Origin of the sequence: Alcanivorax sp. (assembly GCF_002733835.1) — a bacterium.
Lineage (GTDB): Bacteria > Pseudomonadota > Gammaproteobacteria > Pseudomonadales > Alcanivoracaceae > Alcanivorax.
Genome location: NZ_NVWY01000011.1, coordinates 45,926 through 63,025, shown reverse-complemented (window position 1 = coordinate 63,025; position 17,100 = coordinate 45,926). Strand labels below are relative to the sequence as shown.

Below are 17,100 nucleotides of genomic sequence, written 5' to 3'. Positions count from 1 at the left end.
ACAAATGATGAAACGATTGTTACCCACATCCACGGCGGGCAGCTTGCCCAAGCCTAGCTGGCTGGCCGAGCCCGAAACGCTCTGGTCTCCCTGGAAGTTGCAGGGCGATGAACTCATCGACGGCAAACAGGATGCCCTGCGGCTAAGCTTGCACGAACAGCAGCTGGCCGGCGTCGACATCGTCAGCGATGGCGAACAGACCCGTCAGCACTTCGTCACCACCTTTATCGAGCATCTGGACGGGGTGGATTTCGAGAAACGGGAAACGGTCAAAATCCGCGATCGCTACGATGCCAGTGTGCCCACAGTCGTGGGGGCGGTTAGCCGTCAAAAGCCGGTGTTTGTGGACGATGCCCGATTTCTGCGGGAGCAGACCCGACAACCGATCAAGTGGGCCCTGCCCGGCCCCATGACCATGATCGATACGCTTTACGATGCCCATTACAAAAGCCGGGAAAAACTGGCCTGGGAATTCGCGAAAATTCTCAATCAGGAAGCCCGAGAGCTGGAGGCAGCGGGTGTCGACATTATTCAATTCGACGAGCCCGCCTTTAATGTGTTCTTCGATGAGGTGAATGACTGGGGCGTGGCTACACTGGAAAAAGCCATTGAAGGGCTCAAGTGCGAGACCGCCGTGCATATCTGTTATGGCTACGGCATCCAAGCCAACACCGACTGGAAAAAAACGCTGGGCTCGGAGTGGCGGCAATATGAAGAAGCTTTCCCCAGGCTGCAGGCTTCCAGCATCGACATGGTTTCTCTGGAATGCCACAACTCCCATGTCCCCATGGATCTGATTGAGTTGATTCGCGGCAAGAAAGTGATGGTGGGCGCCATCGATGTGGCGACCCACACCATTGAAAGCCCCGAGGAAGTTGCCAACACCTTGCGCCAGGCGCTGCAGTTCGTGGATGCCGACAAGCTGTACCCGTGCACCAACTGCGGCATGGCGCCGCTGCCTCGCCAGGTTGCCAGAGGCAAGCTGCGCGCATTGAGTGCCGGTGCCGAGATCGTGCGCAATGAACTTGCCTGAATCCTGTGGGAAGAGCGAGCGCCAGATCGCGCCGTCTCTTCCCTGAGCTACCCGTTTGCGTTATCCCCTATTCTGGAATCACTATGTCACTGACCACCACGGCCATCGACCCTCTGCACTTTCGCAAAGCGCTCGGCCATTTCGCCTCCGGGCTCACTGTGATTACCTCGCACATCGATGACGAGCCCATCGGCTTTACCTGTCAGTCGTTCTACAGCGTATCGACAGCCCCGCCGCTGGTGTCATTCAGTGTGAAGCGCGATTCTTTCAGCTACCCCAAGATCCGTCGTGCGGGCCGGTTTGCGGTGAACATCCTCTCTGACGAACAGGCAGCGGTATCCAACCTCTTTGCGCAACAGGGCGCAGACAAGTGGAAAGAAACCGATTGGGCAACGTCGCCTCTGGGCAACCCGGTGATTGGTGGCAGCCTGCACTGGCTGGACTGTGACATTCATGCCGAATACGAGGCCGGCGATCACCTGATCGTGATTGGTGAAGTACGGGCACTGAGCCTGCAGCCAACCACCACAACACAGCCCCTGCTGTACTTCAAAGGGCAATACTGCAATCTGGACGCCTCGGTTACCACCTGAGCGCCCTTTACGCCCAGTCACCCCCGAACCCAGCATGGCTTTAGCGGGGTATTTCGCATGGGAAAATGATCACCGGGCATGAACCTGCGCAGGCAACGGCAGACTCACGCCATCCCATTTTTCTGTTACTACATCGCCAACATTTTTGGCTTGCCAGGGTTTTAGTATGGAATTTTTGCTTTATTTGGTTCTGGGTGCGGCCGCCGGGGTATTGGCCGGTCTGTTTGGGGTCGGCGGCGGCATCATCATCGTGCCGGTACTGGTTCTGAGCTTTACCGCCCAAGGCGTGGACCCGCAAGTATTGACCCATCTGGCCGTTGGCACATCACTGGCCACTATCATCTTCACGTCCATCAACTCGGTGATGGAGCATCACCGCAAAGGGGCGGTGCAATGGCCCATTTTCGCCTGGATGACGCTAGGCATCCTGCTTGGCGCGGGGCTTGGCTCGCTGACTGCTGCGTCAATTCAGGGCCCGATGCTGCAGAAGATCATTGGTGTATTTGCCATCGTTATTGCCATTCAAATGGCGCTGGACCTGAAACCCAGAGCCAGCCGTGCGGTGCCTGGCAAGCTGGGGCTAACGGCCGCAGGCGGGGTCATTGGCTGGGCCTCGGCGATCTTTGGCATCGGCGGCGGCACCCTGAATGTGCCTTTTCTCACCTGGCGCAGCCTGCCCATGCAACAGGCGGTGGCGACCTCCTCCGCGTGTGGGCTGCCCATTGCCGCCGCCAGCGCTTTGAGCTTCATGCTGATTGGCTGGAGTCAGCCACAATTACCCGAGTGGAGCCTGGGGTACGTATATCTTCCTGCCATGGTGGGTATCGCCTTTACCAGCATGTTCTTCGCCCGTTTTGGCGCGCGCCTGGCACACAAACTGTCGCCGCGCCTGCTAAAGCGTCTGTTCGCCCTGTTGCTGCTGTGCGTGGGGGTGAGTTTTCTTGTTTGATGCGCACGGGGGACGCTATGCATTACTGATATCGTGGGGACGTTTGCATGGCAATGATTGCAATGCTCAGTTACAAGTGGCGAGTTACGAGTTGCGAAATTCAACAACCTGCCACCCGTAATGTTTAAAGGTTTTCGCAACTCGAAACTCGCTTCTCGGCCCCCCCCCTCAGCTTTCTGCCTGATCTTCAATCACTCTCAGCAGACGATCCGGCCCCAGCTCCAGGGGCCCGGGTTCACCGGGTAATTGCCAGTGGCCGGCGTGGCGTTCATCGGGTTTGCTGTCCATTAACGGCATGCTGGTAAGGTCGGCCACCGCATCGCGGAACAGGTCTGTACGGTAGCACTGGGCCGCAAAGGTTTTGGTCTCTTCCAGCGAACACTGTCGCCAACGCTGCATTTCCTGCAGTAAAAAGGCAGCGTCGGAGCGCCACGGAAAGTTGGCGTGGAATCCGGCGAACACATGGAAATGATGAGCCGGAAACGGCTGGCCCGTCAGGCCAGCGGGCAAGCGCTGGCTGAACGGTGCACGAATGATTTCTGCCGGTACATCCAGCCACGCGGGATGGGCCAGTAACGACAGACTCTCCACCAGATTCTCATCCGCATGGCAGGCCGCCTTGTACAACGCCCGCAGCAACGCGCGATGGGTATCCGGATGACGTGACACCCAGTCACGGGATACCGCCAACACCTTCTCCGGGGCATTTTCCCAAATCTGATAACCGGACAAAATACAGTGCCCGGCACCGGTCAGTGCGGCCAGGCTATTCCACGGTTCACCCACACAAAAGCCATCAATGTGGCCCATGCGCAGGTGATCCACCATTTGCGAAGGCGGCAGCACCACCAGCTTCACATCATGATCCGGGTCCAGCCCGGCCACACTCAGCCAGTGGCGTAATTGATAGGCATGGCAGGAAAACGGAAAGACCACCGCGAGCACCAGCGGATCTTCTCCGCTGGAAGCACGCGCGGCCACCAGCTTGTTCATGGCGGCGGCGATGTCGTTGGGTGTCGGCCCTTCCGACAAGGCGCACAATCCCTGAAACAGCATCGGCGAAACGGTCACGCCATTACCGTTCAGGCCCATGGAAAACGCCGTGGCGAGGGGCTTCTTGATGCATCCCAGCCCCAGCGACGTGGACAACAGCATCGGCGCCAGCATCGGCGCCGCATCCAGCTGCCCCACCAATAGCCGATCGCGCAGGCTGGCCCAACTCCACTCCGGCTGCAGCTCCACATCCAGCCCTTCGGCGGCGAAGAAGCCTGCCTCCTGGGCCACTGCCAGCGGCAAGCTGTCTGTTAGCGGCATATAGCCGATACGCACCTTCATGAGGTTTGCTCCGTGAATGCCGGACGCCGGATAGTGGACGCCTGACGACGAACCGGCCTGACGCCGTCTACGGCAGGTGCACGGCTCATCGTTTTTTCCGGTGTCTCGATCAGGCTGCGCGCCTTCATCAATGGCATCACTCGTCGCATCTTGTCTCCTGTTTTTTGCGTCAGGCTTCCGGCGTCCAGCGTCTGGCGTTCTTCAGCCTTGCGCCTTGAGCATTTCGGCATAATCCAGCACCGACCGGGCCACCTGAATCAACGGCTGCCCGCTGTTCATGGCCTGGCGACGCAGAGTGCTGTAGGCATCCTGTTCATTGAGCCGGCGACGCTGCATCAGCAACCCTTTCGCACGCTCAATGATTTTCCGCTCAGCCAGGGCCTCACGGGTTTCTTCCAGCTCTTCACGCAACGCCTGGTATTCCCGGAAACGGGCCGTCGCCACGCGCATGACACCGCGTACCCGGGTCAGGTCGGTTTCTCCAGCCACATAGGCACTGACGCCCGCGCGCAGCGCCGCCACCACCAGCTCTTCATCGTCCTGGTTGCAGAACATGACCATGGGCCGTGGGATATCCCGCTGAACCAGAGCCATGCTTTCCAGGGTGTCCCGGTCGGGCGCATCCATGTCGACAATCACCACATCCGGATTACTGCTGCGCACCTTCTCCGCCAAACCGGCGGCGCTGGTCAGGCGGCACAGGATCTCGTGGCCCTCATCAATGAGGGCCCGCTCGAGAATCGCAGCACGGGGTGGCTGGTCATCCACCAGCATGATTTTCAGAGCCATCTTATTTTCAGAACTATCATGTCAGGCGCGTCCGGAATCGTTGTCGTTACGGGTTGTTTTGCAACGGTTGTGCCAGTCATCACATCCCTAACCTGATGATTTTCAATGTATTTAGTTTCCCTCTGATCCAGCACCGAAAAAGTGCACCAAGGCGACGCACTTTTCGGCACCAAAATGTCATCAGAATTTAATCTCGCCCCAGGCCCAGTACTTGCTGGTGTCATCCTTGAAGTCGTCGGCGCTGTACTGCGCATACTTCAGGCCAACCACGTAGTGCTTACCGATGGGGCGAGCCACCAGCAGGTCGGTTTCCGTGCCGTAATCCGTGCTGCCTTCGTTGGACTGAAAGTCGTGGTAAACCGCCGCCAGTTTGAACCCGGCCAGTTTGCCGCCCACGGTTACGAAGGTGTCTTCCAGGCCATCAGCCGGTGTAGCCAGGAACTGGTCCGCCCACCCGTTGAAGGCATGCTTGGTCGCCAACGGCGTCTGGAAAGCCACCATGCCGTCATCTGAACCAAGCACTTCCTGTGCCACTTTTACCGTCACCCCGGCCACCTCAGCGCCCAGCTCGGCAAAGTAGTAGTCGGTGTCACCGGCTTCCACCTCCTGCTGGGCCCCTTCCAGCGTGAGCAACAGCTTTACCGCATCCAGATCGAAAGCACCGGCATAACGCACACCGTAGGTGTCGTTCTGCGAGTCGGTCACGTTATCGGTTTCCAGTAGGTAGGCGTACGCGGTTAGCGAGCCACCCGGCATGCCCGCCCAGCTGGCATTGAAAAGATTGTTGGTCACGTTGGCATCAAACCCCGGCGTAATGCCGTTCACCTGGGTGAGATGGGCCGCAGAGACACTGAAATCACTGATGCCGTAATCGATCCGCGCACCATCAAAGGTCTGTTCATCCTGGCGCCAGCCCACGTTCCCCACAAAACGGGCATTGTCGTAAATGATCCGCTGGCGACCGTAAGTCGCCACCAGGCCTTCCAGGGCGTTGCTACCGGTATAGCGAATCGCGGCGCGGTTGAGCTCGGTCACTTCCGGATCCGCGATCACCGGGTAACCGGCCTGCTCCGGCGCGTAGTTGTCCACCTGCCCCACGATGCGGGTATCTTCAAACTCCCCCATCACATCAAAACCGTGGAGCTTTCCGCTCTGGTAACCCAGGCGGGTACGCAGGGTCAGCGCCTGGCCGTCTTCAGTGAAGGCATCACTGTTCACTTCTTCATAACGCAGGCGCATGTTCAGCAGCGGTGTGCCGTCTTTCAGCGCCGTAATGAATGCATCGTCTTCCGCGTTGGCGGTTCCCGTAAAGCCCAGCGTGGAGAGAATGACGCCGGCGGCGATGGCAGAATGTTTCATGGTTTTCTTCCTCACCTTAGTGTGTTTTATCGCTCTCGTTTCGGAAAACGCCTATCTTTGAAGGCGGTGTGCTCACGCCTGCCCCCTTTATCCCAGGCATAAAAAAACGCCCATGGAACAACGCCGCCGTTGACGACATTCCATGAGCGTCTTTGCTCAGATTCTTTCGCGATCACCATTGATCGCTAGCAGGATAGCGTGACGAATCATCCTGCTAATGTGCTTACGTTAGGCAAGCGCCATGCCAATTCCTGAAATGCGAAGGAAACAGCCCGCCGGGGAATAAAACAGGCCAAGGCAACTACCTGCAGGTGCCCTCAGATGGTCCAGTGGCACCGGGATAGCGCGCACTGTCTACGACCAATGGGGAATTATCATTCCCGCGAATAGTGAACATCATTCGAAGACTACAGCCGCAACGCGGCCAGCCTGTTAGGCTTGCGTTCTTTTATTGATTCTGCCCCTTGGCGCCCCACTGGAGTCACTGTGACCCACTCTGATTCAGATTCTCTGCGCATCGCCATCGCTGGCGCATTCAGCCTGGTTATTGCCTTGGGCATTGGCCGCTTTCTGTTTACCCCAGCCTTGCCCGACATGATTGCCGAGACCAGCCTCACCGCCATTAGCGGCGGCTACCTGGCAGCGATCAATTATGGGGGCTACCTGGCCGGCGCAATGCTCGCCATGCTGGTTCCCGCCCACCGGGCACGCACGGCTTTCTGGTTGGCCTTATGGGTGAGTGTTATCAGCAGCGGCCTGATGGGGTTAAGCGAGACCTTCACGCCCTGGGCCATCAACCGGTTCCTCGCCGGTGTGGCCAGCGCCATCATTATGGTCAACGGCTCCGCGCTGGTACTGGGCGCCATGCCCAACCATCTGCGTGCCCGGCTGGGCAATATCCACTATGCCGGCATTGGCCTGGGCATCAGCATCGCCGCCCTCACCGTGGCCTTTATTGAAACCCTGCACGGCAGCTATGCCACCATGTGGCTGGCCTGTGGTGCACTGGCGCTGATCCTGCTGCCACTGCTGCGCCGCATACCCGCCCTGCCCCACGCCAAGCACAATCAGCACGAACGGGCGCCGGTGAACCGCTCGGCCCTGGGTTTTCTGATCGCCAGCTACACTTTGGCCGGCTTCGGCTACATCACCAGCACCACCTACCTGCCAGTAATCGCCAAAGCGCAGCTGCCAGGCCTGGACAGCGCCGCGTTCTATACCTGGCTGGCCGTGGGCCTGGCCGCCGTGCCCGCCAACCTGCTGTGGGGCAAGCTCGCCAGCCATGTCAGCGAACGCAACGCGCTCATGGCCGCCCTGGTGGTACAAGCAGTGGGCGTCAGCGCCCCCGCCTGGCTACCCGGCCTCACCGGGCTGGTCGTCAGCGGCCTGCTGGTGGGCGCCACCTTCACCGCCGTGGTCGCACTGAGCATGTACTGCGGCCGCCAACTCGCCCCCCACGCGGCCAGCGCGGCCCTGGGCGCACTGACGGCATGCTATGGGGTCGGGCAGATACTGGGACCCGTGGTGACGGCGCGGTTACTGGAAAGCAGCGGGAGTTTTGCGCCCGGGTTGCTGGGGGCGGCGGCGGCGCTGATTGGAGCGGCGGTGTTGTTGGTGCCGTTGGGGAAGGTGCGGTTTTAGGGTTTTGATCAAGAAGAAGGTGTCCGCTAAAAGGGGGGAACTACAAAACATAACGCCGCGAGCAGCAGCGCGGCTTTTTGCGTCTGCTGCCTTGCCTGGTTAATTGGCGACACACCAGCCTAACCAAAGACCACGATGTGAGCCTGCGAACCAGACTACATTTATGGCACCCGCAAGGACTCAAGCCTTGAAGACACCCCCAACCTGGAATGTGGCCGCCCACAACAAACGGGAAAGCCGAACCACACCCTCTTATTTTTCTAACGGCACCGTAAATTTTGATGGTGGTACCGGCTCAGAATCTCGCTCCGCCATAAATAAAGCAGAGCCATTTAACAGCGTATTCAATCGAACGGTTCGACATATCTTTCTTCGACATAATTCTTTTATGAATTTCGGGGAAAACACAGAAATTCGCAAGACAGTCAGGCTCTTACAGTGAAAACAAGAACTCTTCTCGTCTGAAAAAACTCGAAGAAGCGGCCTATTTCCTGACTTCCCCGATATCACCCCGTTCCGAAACTCACTCTATATCAACCATTTAGCATTTTCTGTAAGCCATATCCTACAAACATATGGCTCGTTCTGTTGAGCACGGCAGTGACTTCAGCTCCTTCGCCTTGCAAGCAAGGCTCCAACGAGGGTTGAGGCGATGGAGGGCTTGGGGGTAAGGGGCGGCTGGGGAGCCGTGGGGCTCAGGGTGTGATGGTGAAGCGCATCACGCCGATGATCTGGTTATCCCCGGTACGCACTTCTACCCGCCAGCGCCCCTCTGATGGCACAGGAATATGGCGCTTGTGAGACCAGGTGCGAAACCCGGATTCGCGGCCACCAAAGACCTTCAAGGGAATGCGGTCCACCTGTTCGCCATCACGAAACCAGTAATGGTAGACCTCCTGCCCCAACCCTAATGGCGCCTTGATGGCGGTGTAGGCATACAAGCCGCCTGCCACTTCGTCGGCACTGAATACTTCACCGCTGACCAGCGGCTTGCGCTCGGCGCGATTGAATGACAAAGCCACGGCGCGTTCCTGCAGCGAAAGGGTCAGCGGTGGCACCAGCGGGGCCAGCCAGCGCGGGGACAACGCGATCAGGCACGAGACCAGAATCAGCCCGAGCCAGCGAAACCATTTTCGCGGCCCGCCAAATCGCCAGAAGCTGGGCAACGCAAACAGGGCCGTGAGCCAGCCCGCCCAAGCCAGTGCCGAATCCGTGCTCCAGTGGAAGATCAGCGGCAACAGCACCAGCAACGCCACAAATAACGCCCAGGCGTGAAAGCCGAAATACAGTGCCCGGTGTCGGGCCAGCCAGAAATAAACCGGGTCGATGATGCTGATGGCCGCCGCACTGACTACCAGGGTGGTGAAGAAAATATATTCCGCGCCACCGGACCATTGCAGCAGCACGAACGGCAGGCTGAAAAAGAACGCCTCTTGATGCACCGCCTGCAACAGCAACTTGAGCATGCCCTGGGGCAGGCCATCAAAGCGGGTACCGATCACCTTGTTCTGCCAGATCCCCTCGGTGAGCAGCAAGAGCCAGCTGAACACCAGCAACCCGGTCAGCACCGCCGCTAACCACGGTTGGCGCTCCACCAGAAAATAGCTGCTCAGGCCCAGCGAAAAGCTGATCAGCGCCCAGACATGGCGAATCTGATAGAGCTTTTCAGTGAGGGTTTGTAGCGTCAGCGGCAAAGTGTGGCTCCGTCGAGGGGTTGCGTCTTCGACGTACTATAGCCCTGTGGGTTCCCGATGGCAGCAAAGGCTCTCTCGTTTCCCGATGGCCACCTGGCACTTGTAGGAGATTCTATGTTGTCCACCCCAGTCTTCATGAGGCAGGGGCCGGCTGATAGTCGGTGCCATTTTTCATGAGCGCGAAGGCGATACGAACGAGTTTGCGCGCCAGGATGACTAACGCTTGGGTAGTTGCCAGCCCTCGATCCAGATAAGCCTGATAGACCCCTGCCCAACGCTTGCTCCGGCGAGCGGCCATGGCCGCGCAGTAAAGCAGCCTGCGAGCTTCTGAGTCCCCTTTCTTGGTCAGTTTTCGCTTGCCGGTTTTGGTGCCTGAGTCTCTCACGTGAACGTCCATCCCCAGGAAGGCCACGAAGGCATCACTGTTCCTGAAGTCGCCCCTTAAGAAGGCCATGACCAGAGCGTAGGCGGTCAGATCGCCCACGCCCTCCAGGGCCTTGCACCGTTGCACCTGTTCGCTGAGCCCAGCGTCTCTTACCGTGTCGCGAAGGTGTTTCTGGATCTGTGCATCCAGCGTGTTGATCTGAGAGATCAACCTCTTCAAGCCCGCTTTGAGTAGCGGCTCTGCACCCAGGCTTTGCTGGATAATGGTTCGCGCCTTGACCAGTGCCGCACGGCGGCGCAGCAGGGTCTGCAGCGTCCGATACGCCTTGGGTGGCGGACTCCAGCGGCGCAAGGCCCCTTTTTCATTTTGCAGATGGCGGGCAAGTAGCTGCGCATCAGAGGCGTCCGTTTTTGCGCGACCCCCTGTGCCCTTGCGGTAATGGTGGAGGCGAGAACCATCAATCACGTAGATGTGGTGGCCTTTACGGTGGGCCAGCTCAATGACATCCATGTGATAAGTGCCAGTGGCCTCGATGGCTATCTCGCAGAGGGAAGGCAGATCCTTGAGCCAAGCCCGAATGGCTTGGGGTGTGTTCTCAATGGAATAGGTCTGGCCCAGGAAATAGATGACCAACTCGGCCTTGGCCACGTCGATGCCGATAATGGAGGGTTCTACTTGCATTGCCACTGAACAGCCCCTTGCGCTAGGTTACACATGCTTGTCGGGGCGCACCTGAACGCTGGCTTGCTAGGTATCGTCGGTCTGAGGTGCAACTCAGCCGATGGATTCTTTATCGGCGTATGAATAGGTGCGGGGTGGGGCCAAATCTCCTACCGTCTGTACCCTTGGGTCAGATGCTCCTTTGGTCCCTCCACCCCGGCAAGTCCTGCATGGTTGCAGGAAGAGCATTCAAACATACAAGCCCCACTTGAGGGGCGAATGTGGTGGAATGAGAGGTCAGTGCTGAACTCGGTTGGGGATGCAATCTCACCCTGTGGGAGCGGTGGTTCCACCGCGATTTTGGGTTTCAAGGAGGCTGCAAGCACAGATGGATCTGGTGCATCGCGGTGGAACCACCGCTCCTACAAGGAAGGTCTGGCTAACTGATTGAAATACAAGGAGCCAAGGATGGCTTTGTATGCTGATGGGCTGTCGCTGACAGTCACAGGCTTGCCGTCATACGCGAATCGCGTATACTTTGGGTCGAGCACCCCATGAAGGCGCTGTTTGTCGAGCTGCCGCCCTTCAGCCGCCACCGGGCGGACTACCTGAAAGACGAGGAATACCGGTTGCTCCAGGCCATGTTGCTGGAATCGCCCCACATGGGGGATGTGATTCAGGGCACGGGCGGGCTGCGCAAGGTGCGCTGGGTGGACAAGCGGCGCGGCAAGGGCAAGCGCGGTGGGGTGCGGATTATCTATTACTGGTACGCCGGTGGCGCACAGTTCTGGTTGTTCACCCTGTATGACAAGGATGAGGCAACCGATTTGACCGCTGACCAGAAGAAAGCCCTCAAGGCGCTGCTGGCGCGCGAGGTGGAGGCGAGAAGCCATGGCAAAGAAGACTGACAACAAGCGCGATATCTTCGGCGAACTGACCGAAGGCTTTGAGGCGTTGCAGGATGCCCGGGAGGGCAAGCAAACCCTGCAGACCACTGAGCTGGAACTGAAAGACCCGCTGGAAATTACCGCTGCAGAAATTCGTTCGCTGCGCGAAAGCCTGAAAGTGTCCCGCCCGATCTTCGCCAACATGCTACGCATGAGTGTGCGCACGCTTGAGCGCTGGGAGCAGGACCGTGGTAAACCGGACCAGGGCTCGACCACCCTGATGCGCCTGATTCAGCGCCACCCGGAAACGCTGGACTGGATCAGAGAGCTATAGCTTGAAGCATCCTGAATTTATCGACGGCAACGGCTTTATTGCCGAAGTGATCCGCACCAGTCGCCGCAAGTCTGCCGATATCCGGGTGGAAGAAGGGGCGGTGTCGGTGGTGGTGCCGGCGGACGTTTCTTTGGAGCGTATTGGCGAATTGCTGGCGGCCAAACGCCGCTGGATCAAGGAAAAGATCGCGCTTCATCAGGAGATGACCCCGCCCAGCAGCAAGCGCTACGTCTCCGGAGAGTCCTTCTCCTACCTTGGCCGCAACTACCGGCTGAAAGTGGAAAAAGGCCTCTTCGCTCCGGTGAAATTGGTGCAGGGGCGTTTGCTGGTGTCCGTGCCCCAGGGCGCGGAACAACCCCACATGATCCGCAATGCCCTGATTCGCTGGTACAAGCGCCAGGCCGAAACGAAACTAAAAGATAAAGTCGCCCGCTGGGCGCCGCAGGTGGGCGTCACTGTCCCCAATGTGTCTATCAAAACCTTTAAATCCCGCTGGGGAAGCTGCACCGCGAAAGGTGAGCTGCAATTCAACTGGCAGATCATGATGGCCCCGAACCGTATGGTGGATTACGTGGTTGTCCACGAGTTATGTCATTTGATTCGCCATGATCACTCGCCGCAGTTCTGGGGTGAGGTGGGCAGGGTGCTGCCCGATTATGAAGAATGCCGGGAGTGGCTGAAGCGGCATGGGCATGTGATGGTTGTGTTGTAAAAGTCACTCAACAGCATAATGAATTTGACCGAGGTGACGTGATGATTTCTCCCTCTTTAAAAACCAAAATGGCATACTTCGCCAGCGTTCGCCGTCGCAATTATGCAGCGGGCTTGAGGCTGGAAGGTTTTGATGTTCCCGAAAAGGCGTCTGAACCACGGTTTTCTTCGAAAGAAGAAGCGGTACGTTTTCATTCCCGACAGCGATAATCTCTAGCCATTTTCGCTGGGATAACCTATTTCTGCCCCTTCGCCTTATACGCCGCCTTCCTGGCCTTCTTCTTCGCCTCCTTCTCCTCCTCTTTCAACCTGCGTATCTCCGCCACCTTCACATGCTCTTGCTCCGCCATGGCCGGGGTTTCCAGGGTGAGCTGGCCCAGTCTGCCGCCGCGGTATTCGCTGATCAGCAGGGTGGCGGCGCGGTCGAAGTCCACGTGGCCGCCGCTGCCCAGGCAGCCGCGCTGCTTGCCGATGGTTTCCAGGAAGGGGATGCCGTCTTCGGGCAGGTCGTCGCGTTTGAAGCGTTCTTTCATCTGTTGGGGGTAGGCCTGCATGAAGTATTCGGCGGCGTACAGGGCCACGTCGTCTTCCTGCATGGCGGTGGCCTTGATGGCGCCGGAGAGAGCCAGGCGGTAACCGCTGTCCGGGTTTTCGATTTTCGGCCAGAGGATGCCGGGGGTGTCGATGAGCACCAGGCCGTTGCGCAGGTCGATGCGTTGCTGGCGCTGGGTGACGGCGGGTTCGTTACCGGCTTTGGCGATGATGCGGCTGGCCAGGTTGTTGATCAGGGTGGATTTGCCCACGTTGGGAATGCCGGTGATAAGGGCGGTAACGCTGGTGGCTCGGTCGGTCCGCTTGCCGGCCATTTTCAGGGCGGTGTCCACCAGTTTGCGGATCTGTTCCGGTTTGTCGGTGGTGATGGCCAGAGCACGGACTTTCGGGTCCTGCTCCAGGTGATCAAGCCACTGCCGGGTGACGGCCGGGTCGGCCAGGTCGCTTTTGCTGAGCAGTTTCAGGCAGGGCTTGTCGGCCCGAAATTGTTCGATCACCGGGTTGGCGCTGCTGTAGGGCAGGCGCGCGTCCACCACCTCGATGATCAGGTCCACCTTGGGAAGAATGTCGCGGATTTCGCGGATGGCCTTGTTCATGTGGCCGGGGAACCAGTTGATGCTCATGGGGACGCCGTGTCGTATCGATTGAGTGTGGTGGGGAGTATAAACCAGGTGGGCGGGGGAGTGTTGCGGGCTGACTGGCGCAGGCAGGGTAAGGGCTCTGCCTGTTTTGACGGTTTTGGCCATCCGGGTGAAACGAATCGTCATTATTGTCTCAAGTCGCCTCCCGTACACTGGGCTGATTGAGTCTATATATAGTGGAGTACGTCATGGATCTGCAGGTGCCGGAACAGGAAGCATCATTTCGGGATGAGGTGCGAACCTTCCTGGAAGAAAGCCTCACCGATGAAATTCGCGAGGCGGGCAAGATGGTGACATCGGTGTTTTCACCGGTGAAAGAGGCCATGGCCTGGCAGACGATCCTGAACAACAAGGGCTGGGCGGCCCCGCACTGGCCAAAAGAGTTCGGTGGTACCGGCTGGAGCGTGACCCAACGGGCCATTTTCGCCGAAGAGCTGGTGCGTGCGGAAACCCCGCCACTGGTGCCCATGGGCTTGCACATGTGCGGGCCCTGCCTGATTGGTTGTGGCACTGAAGAGCAGCAGAAGGCATACCTGCCAAAGATCCTCAGCGGTGAACATTTCTGGTGCCAGGGTTACTCCGAGCCGGGTGCTGGCTCCGATCTGGCATCGTTGAAAACCTTCGCTGAGAAAGACGGTGATGACTACATCATCAATGGCACCAAGATCTGGACCACCTACGCCCATTACGCCAACAAGATGTTCGCGTTGGTGCGCACCCGCAAAGACGGCAAACCGCAACAGGGCATCACCTTCCTGTTGCTGGATATGGACCTGCCGGGTATTTCCATTGAACCCATCGTTGGTCTGGATGAAGTGACCGAGCAGTGCCAGGTGTTTTTCGACAATGTCCGCGTACCGCAGAAGAACCGTGTTGGTGAGGAAAACGATGGCTGGACGGTGGCCAAATACCTGCTCACGTTCGAACGCGGTGGCCAGGAGTATGCTCCCGGCCTTCATGTGCAGTTGGAAAAGATCAAGGTGATGGCATCCAAACAGCAGACCGCGTTTGGTGCCTTGCTGGACGATCCGGTATGGCAGCACAAGCTGGCCCAGCTGGAGGCGGATGTGCTGGCCCTGGAGTTTACGGAAATGCGTATCAAGTCGGCGCTGTCAGCCGGGAAGGATCCGGGGGCGCTGTCGTCCATGACCAAGATTCTGGGTACCGAGCTACTGCAGAAAGTGACGGAACTGCGCATCGAAACCCTGGGGGCGCAGGCGACGATCTGGCAGCCCCAGGCGCTCGTGCCCGGCGACGATCAGCCGATTACCGGGCCGGAATATGCGCTCACCGCCATGCCCCATTATCTCAATTCCCGAGCCTGCTCCATTTACGGCGGCTCCAATGAGGTGCAGCGCGGGATTATCGCCAAGGCGGTGTTGGGGCTTTGAGGGTGACTGAGGGCCGGGATTCGTCATGCGAGCATGACTTCCCACAGGGGCTCTCGGCGGTGTCAGGTTTTGTGGGAAACCATGCTCGCATGGTGAAGGCTGGAACGGTGAAAGCCGGCAGCTACCCGGGAATGGAGAACAACGATGAATTTTCAGTTGAGTGAAGAACAGCAAATGCTGGCGGATAGCGCCAAGCGGTTTGTGCGCGACAACAGTGATGTCGAAACCCATCGGCAGAATAAAAAACTGATGCCCCTGGATACAGCCACCTGGCAGAAGCTGGCTGAACTGGGTTGGTTGGCGGTGCCGTTTGAGGAAGAACACGGGGGCATGGGCATGGGCCCGCTGGAAACCATGGTGCTGCTCGAGGCGCTGGGTGAAGGCCTGATCATGTCACCGTATATCGCCACCGTGGTGTTGGGGGGCGGGTTTCTGCGCCGGGCCGAGGCGGCTCAACAGGCGGAAACCATTCCCGCATTAATCGAGGGACGCTTGCAGCTGGCGTTTGCCGCTGAAGAGTACGAACGGGTTTTTAGCCTGGAAAACACCGCCCTTCAGGCCACAGTGAAAGGCGATAATGTGGTGTTGAATGGCACCAAGGCATCGGTGATGAATGGTGACCAGGCGGACCTGTTGGTGGTGCTGGCCCGTACCGCTGGGCAGCCGGGTGATAAGGATGGTTTGTCTTTGTTTCTGGTAGATGCCAATGCCGAAGGAATCGCGCGTGTGCCCCATCGCATGGTGGATGGCCGCCAGGGGGCAGAAATTCGCTTCTCAGACGTGACGGTGCCTGGTGCGGCTCGCATCGGTGAGCTGAACAAAGGCTATGATGTGGCCAAAGCCGTGCTGCATGAGGGGCTGTTGGCCTTGTCAGCAGAGAGTGTGGGAAGCATGTCCGTGTTACTTAACGATACGGTGGAATACACCAAGACCCGCAAACAGTTCGGCTTGGCTATCGGTAAATTCCAGGTGCTGCAGTTCCGCATGGCGGATATGTTCATCGCTATGGAACAGACCCGCTCCCTGTTGCTGGCGTCCACACTGAAATACGTGGAAGGCCACGAGGATGCGGATAAGGCGGTGTATGCCATGAAGGCCCAGTTGGGCCGTGCCGGACGCAAGATCGGCCAGGAAGCCATCCAGATCCATGGTGGCATGGGCATGACCGATGAATTGGGTGTGGGCCATTTCGTCAAGCGGTTGACGGCAGCGGATGGACTGTTTGGTAATGCGGATATGCATTTAAGGGCGATGGTGCAAGCCGCTTGAGCCGATACTATGGCGGGGCTTGTTGCTTGGTCATGGAGGCATTGCGATGAAACGGAATTTGCGGGCTGGGAAGCCATGGGGTATATACCCTTGATAAGGGTATTCGCGCAGGTTGATCGCGTATCCGGTTCATATCACAGGGAGTTGGAATGTCTCGCAAAAATATCGCGTCGGCGGCGCTGCTCAAGAATCTTCAGGTTCCCCAGGGCGATAGAACCTACGAGAAAATTCTTGATGCCGGGTTGGCATTGTTCGTGGAATTCGGTTTGCGACGTACCACCATGGAAGATGTGGCCACCCGTGCGGGCATTGGTCGGGCGACGGCCTATCGTCGTTTTGCGGATAAGGACCAGTTGATTCAGGTGGTGATTCTGCGCGAATGCCAGCGACAACTGGCGATGATCGAAGATGAACTGGAGAAGCTGGACAGCGGTCTTGAACGTGTTCTTGAATCCTTCGTGCTGGCGGTGACCCGGGCCCACCGGCATCCGTTGCTGAAGCGGCTGCTGACTTCCGAACCGGAGACCATTTTGCCGCTACTGACGCAACGCCTGTGGCAAATGATGGGGTTCTTCCGTATCTATCTGGCGGGGTTGTTGCAGGAGGAGCAGGATAGCGGTGCTATTCGTCAGCAGCCCATGGAGCCCATGGCGGAACTGATGTTACGGCTTATGCAGTCCATGGTGCTGTCCCCTGATGGCGTATTGAACCCGGCCGATGCTGACAGCGTACGCCGGGTGGCGGAAGACTACCTGCGCCCGCTCCTGACACCTTGATTGTCTTCCTGACCCTCCTGACCCAATGTGACGGGTAATTGATCATTTTGTCCTAAACATAACAGTGAAAGCTGTATGCATGGGTTGCCTCTCGGTATGAG

Annotated in this window: 18 protein-coding genes; 11 read left to right on the top strand and 7 right to left on the bottom strand. The window is 58.4% G+C overall.

What is annotated here, in order from left to right; translation table 11 throughout:
- The first annotated feature begins 7 nt into the window (after positions 1 to 7).
- The 3 genes from COA55_RS07600 (at position 8) to COA55_RS07590 (ending at position 2,575) form a co-directional block, all read left to right on the top strand.
- Positions 8 to 1,033: a methionine synthase gene (locus tag COA55_RS07600; protein WP_290501300.1), complete on the top strand. Its 1,026-nt coding sequence runs from the start codon at positions 8 to 10 to the stop codon at positions 1,031 to 1,033.
- Positions 1,034 to 1,116: 83 nt separating this feature from the next.
- Positions 1,117 to 1,626: a flavin reductase family protein gene (locus COA55_RS07595; protein ID WP_290501251.1), complete on the top strand. Its 510-nt coding sequence runs from the start codon at positions 1,117 to 1,119 to the stop codon at positions 1,624 to 1,626.
- 166 nt (positions 1,627 to 1,792) lie between these two features.
- Entirely contained in the window at positions 1,793 to 2,575 is a 783-nt protein-coding gene (locus tag COA55_RS07590) for a sulfite exporter TauE/SafE family protein (protein WP_290501250.1), read from the top strand.
- A 168-nt stretch (positions 2,576 to 2,743) separates the two neighbouring features.
- Here the strand turns inward: COA55_RS07590 and COA55_RS07585 are convergent, their stop codons facing one another.
- The 4 genes from COA55_RS07585 to COA55_RS07570 all read right to left on the bottom strand — a co-directional run bounded on the left by COA55_RS07585 (position 2,744) and on the right by COA55_RS07570 (position 6,058).
- A complete protein-coding gene (locus COA55_RS07585) occupies positions 2,744 to 3,910 on the bottom strand; it encodes a CmpA/NrtA family ABC transporter substrate-binding protein (RefSeq protein WP_290501249.1) in 1,167 nt (388 codons plus the stop codon).
- Entirely contained in the window at positions 3,907 to 4,059 is a 153-nt protein-coding gene (locus COA55_RS07580; RefSeq protein WP_156496970.1) for a hypothetical protein, read from the bottom strand. The genes COA55_RS07585 and COA55_RS07580 overlap by 4 nt, the downstream gene beginning before the upstream one ends.
- A 52-nt stretch (positions 4,060 to 4,111) precedes the next feature.
- Positions 4,112 to 4,699, bottom strand: coding sequence for an ANTAR domain-containing protein (locus COA55_RS07575; RefSeq protein WP_007151333.1), 588 nt, complete (start codon positions 4,697 to 4,699; stop codon positions 4,112 to 4,114).
- A 180-nt stretch (positions 4,700 to 4,879) separates the two neighbouring features.
- Positions 4,880 to 6,058: an alginate export family protein gene (locus COA55_RS07570; protein WP_290501248.1), complete on the bottom strand. Its 1,179-nt coding sequence runs from the start codon at positions 6,056 to 6,058 to the stop codon at positions 4,880 to 4,882.
- Between the two features lie 486 nt (positions 6,059 to 6,544).
- Here COA55_RS07570 and COA55_RS07565 point away from each other — a divergent pair, with 486 nt between their 5' ends.
- On the top strand, positions 6,545 to 7,699 hold the full coding sequence (locus COA55_RS07565; protein ID WP_290501247.1) for a YbfB/YjiJ family MFS transporter: 1,155 nt from the start codon (positions 6,545 to 6,547) through the stop codon (positions 7,697 to 7,699).
- 695 nt (positions 7,700 to 8,394) lie between these two features.
- Here the strand turns inward: COA55_RS07565 and COA55_RS07560 are convergent.
- Positions 8,395 to 9,393: a DUF2914 domain-containing protein gene (locus COA55_RS07560; RefSeq protein WP_290501246.1), complete on the bottom strand. Its 999-nt coding sequence runs from the start codon at positions 9,391 to 9,393 to the stop codon at positions 8,395 to 8,397.
- Positions 9,394 to 9,526: 133 nt separating this feature from the next.
- The gene (locus tag COA55_RS07555) at positions 9,527 to 10,459 is read right to left on the bottom strand and encodes an IS110 family transposase (RefSeq protein WP_063519264.1); all 933 of its coding nucleotides are present in this window, start codon (positions 10,457 to 10,459) and stop codon (positions 9,527 to 9,529) included.
- Positions 10,460 to 10,992: 533 nt separating this feature from the next.
- Between COA55_RS07555 and COA55_RS07550 the strand changes: the two genes are divergently transcribed.
- From COA55_RS07550 to COA55_RS07535, 4 genes are read left to right on the top strand one after another with little or no spacing between them, the layout of a single operon-like run.
- Positions 10,993 to 11,346: a hypothetical protein gene (locus tag COA55_RS07550; RefSeq protein WP_063518850.1), complete on the top strand. Its 354-nt coding sequence runs from the start codon at positions 10,993 to 10,995 to the stop codon at positions 11,344 to 11,346.
- Positions 11,330 to 11,659, top strand: coding sequence for a hypothetical protein (locus COA55_RS07545; protein WP_063518851.1), 330 nt, complete (start codon positions 11,330 to 11,332; stop codon positions 11,657 to 11,659). Before COA55_RS07550 ends, COA55_RS07545 begins: the two co-directional genes overlap by 17 nt.
- 1 nt (position 11,660) lies before the next feature.
- Entirely contained in the window at positions 11,661 to 12,371 is a 711-nt protein-coding gene (locus COA55_RS07540; RefSeq protein ID WP_290501245.1) for a SprT family zinc-dependent metalloprotease, read from the top strand.
- Positions 12,332 to 12,580: a YhfG family protein gene (locus COA55_RS07535; RefSeq protein WP_290501244.1), complete on the top strand. Its 249-nt coding sequence runs from the start codon at positions 12,332 to 12,334 to the stop codon at positions 12,578 to 12,580. Before COA55_RS07540 ends, COA55_RS07535 begins: the two co-directional genes overlap by 40 nt.
- A 26-nt stretch (positions 12,581 to 12,606) precedes the next feature.
- Here COA55_RS07535 and ylqF read toward each other — a convergent pair whose 3' ends face one another.
- Positions 12,607 to 13,689: a ribosome biogenesis GTPase YlqF gene (gene ylqF / locus COA55_RS07530; RefSeq protein WP_290501243.1), complete on the bottom strand. Its 1,083-nt coding sequence runs from the start codon at positions 13,687 to 13,689 to the stop codon at positions 12,607 to 12,609.
- 62 nt (positions 13,690 to 13,751) lie between these two features.
- On the opposite strand from ylqF, the gene COA55_RS07525 reads away from it, so the two are divergent.
- From COA55_RS07525 to COA55_RS07515, 3 genes are all read left to right on the top strand, one after another.
- Positions 13,752 to 14,954 (top strand): acyl-CoA dehydrogenase family protein, encoded by a 1,203-nt coding sequence (locus COA55_RS07525; RefSeq protein WP_290501242.1) that lies wholly within the window; start codon positions 13,752 to 13,754, stop codon positions 14,952 to 14,954.
- Between the two features lie 144 nt (positions 14,955 to 15,098).
- Entirely contained in the window at positions 15,099 to 16,223 is a 1,125-nt protein-coding gene (locus COA55_RS07520; protein WP_290501241.1) for an acyl-CoA dehydrogenase family protein, read from the top strand.
- A gap of 149 nt (positions 16,224 to 16,372) precedes the next feature.
- Positions 16,373 to 16,999, top strand: coding sequence for a TetR/AcrR family transcriptional regulator (locus tag COA55_RS07515; RefSeq protein WP_290501240.1), 627 nt, complete (start codon positions 16,373 to 16,375; stop codon positions 16,997 to 16,999).
- The last annotated feature ends 101 nt before the right edge of the window (positions 17,000 to 17,100 follow it).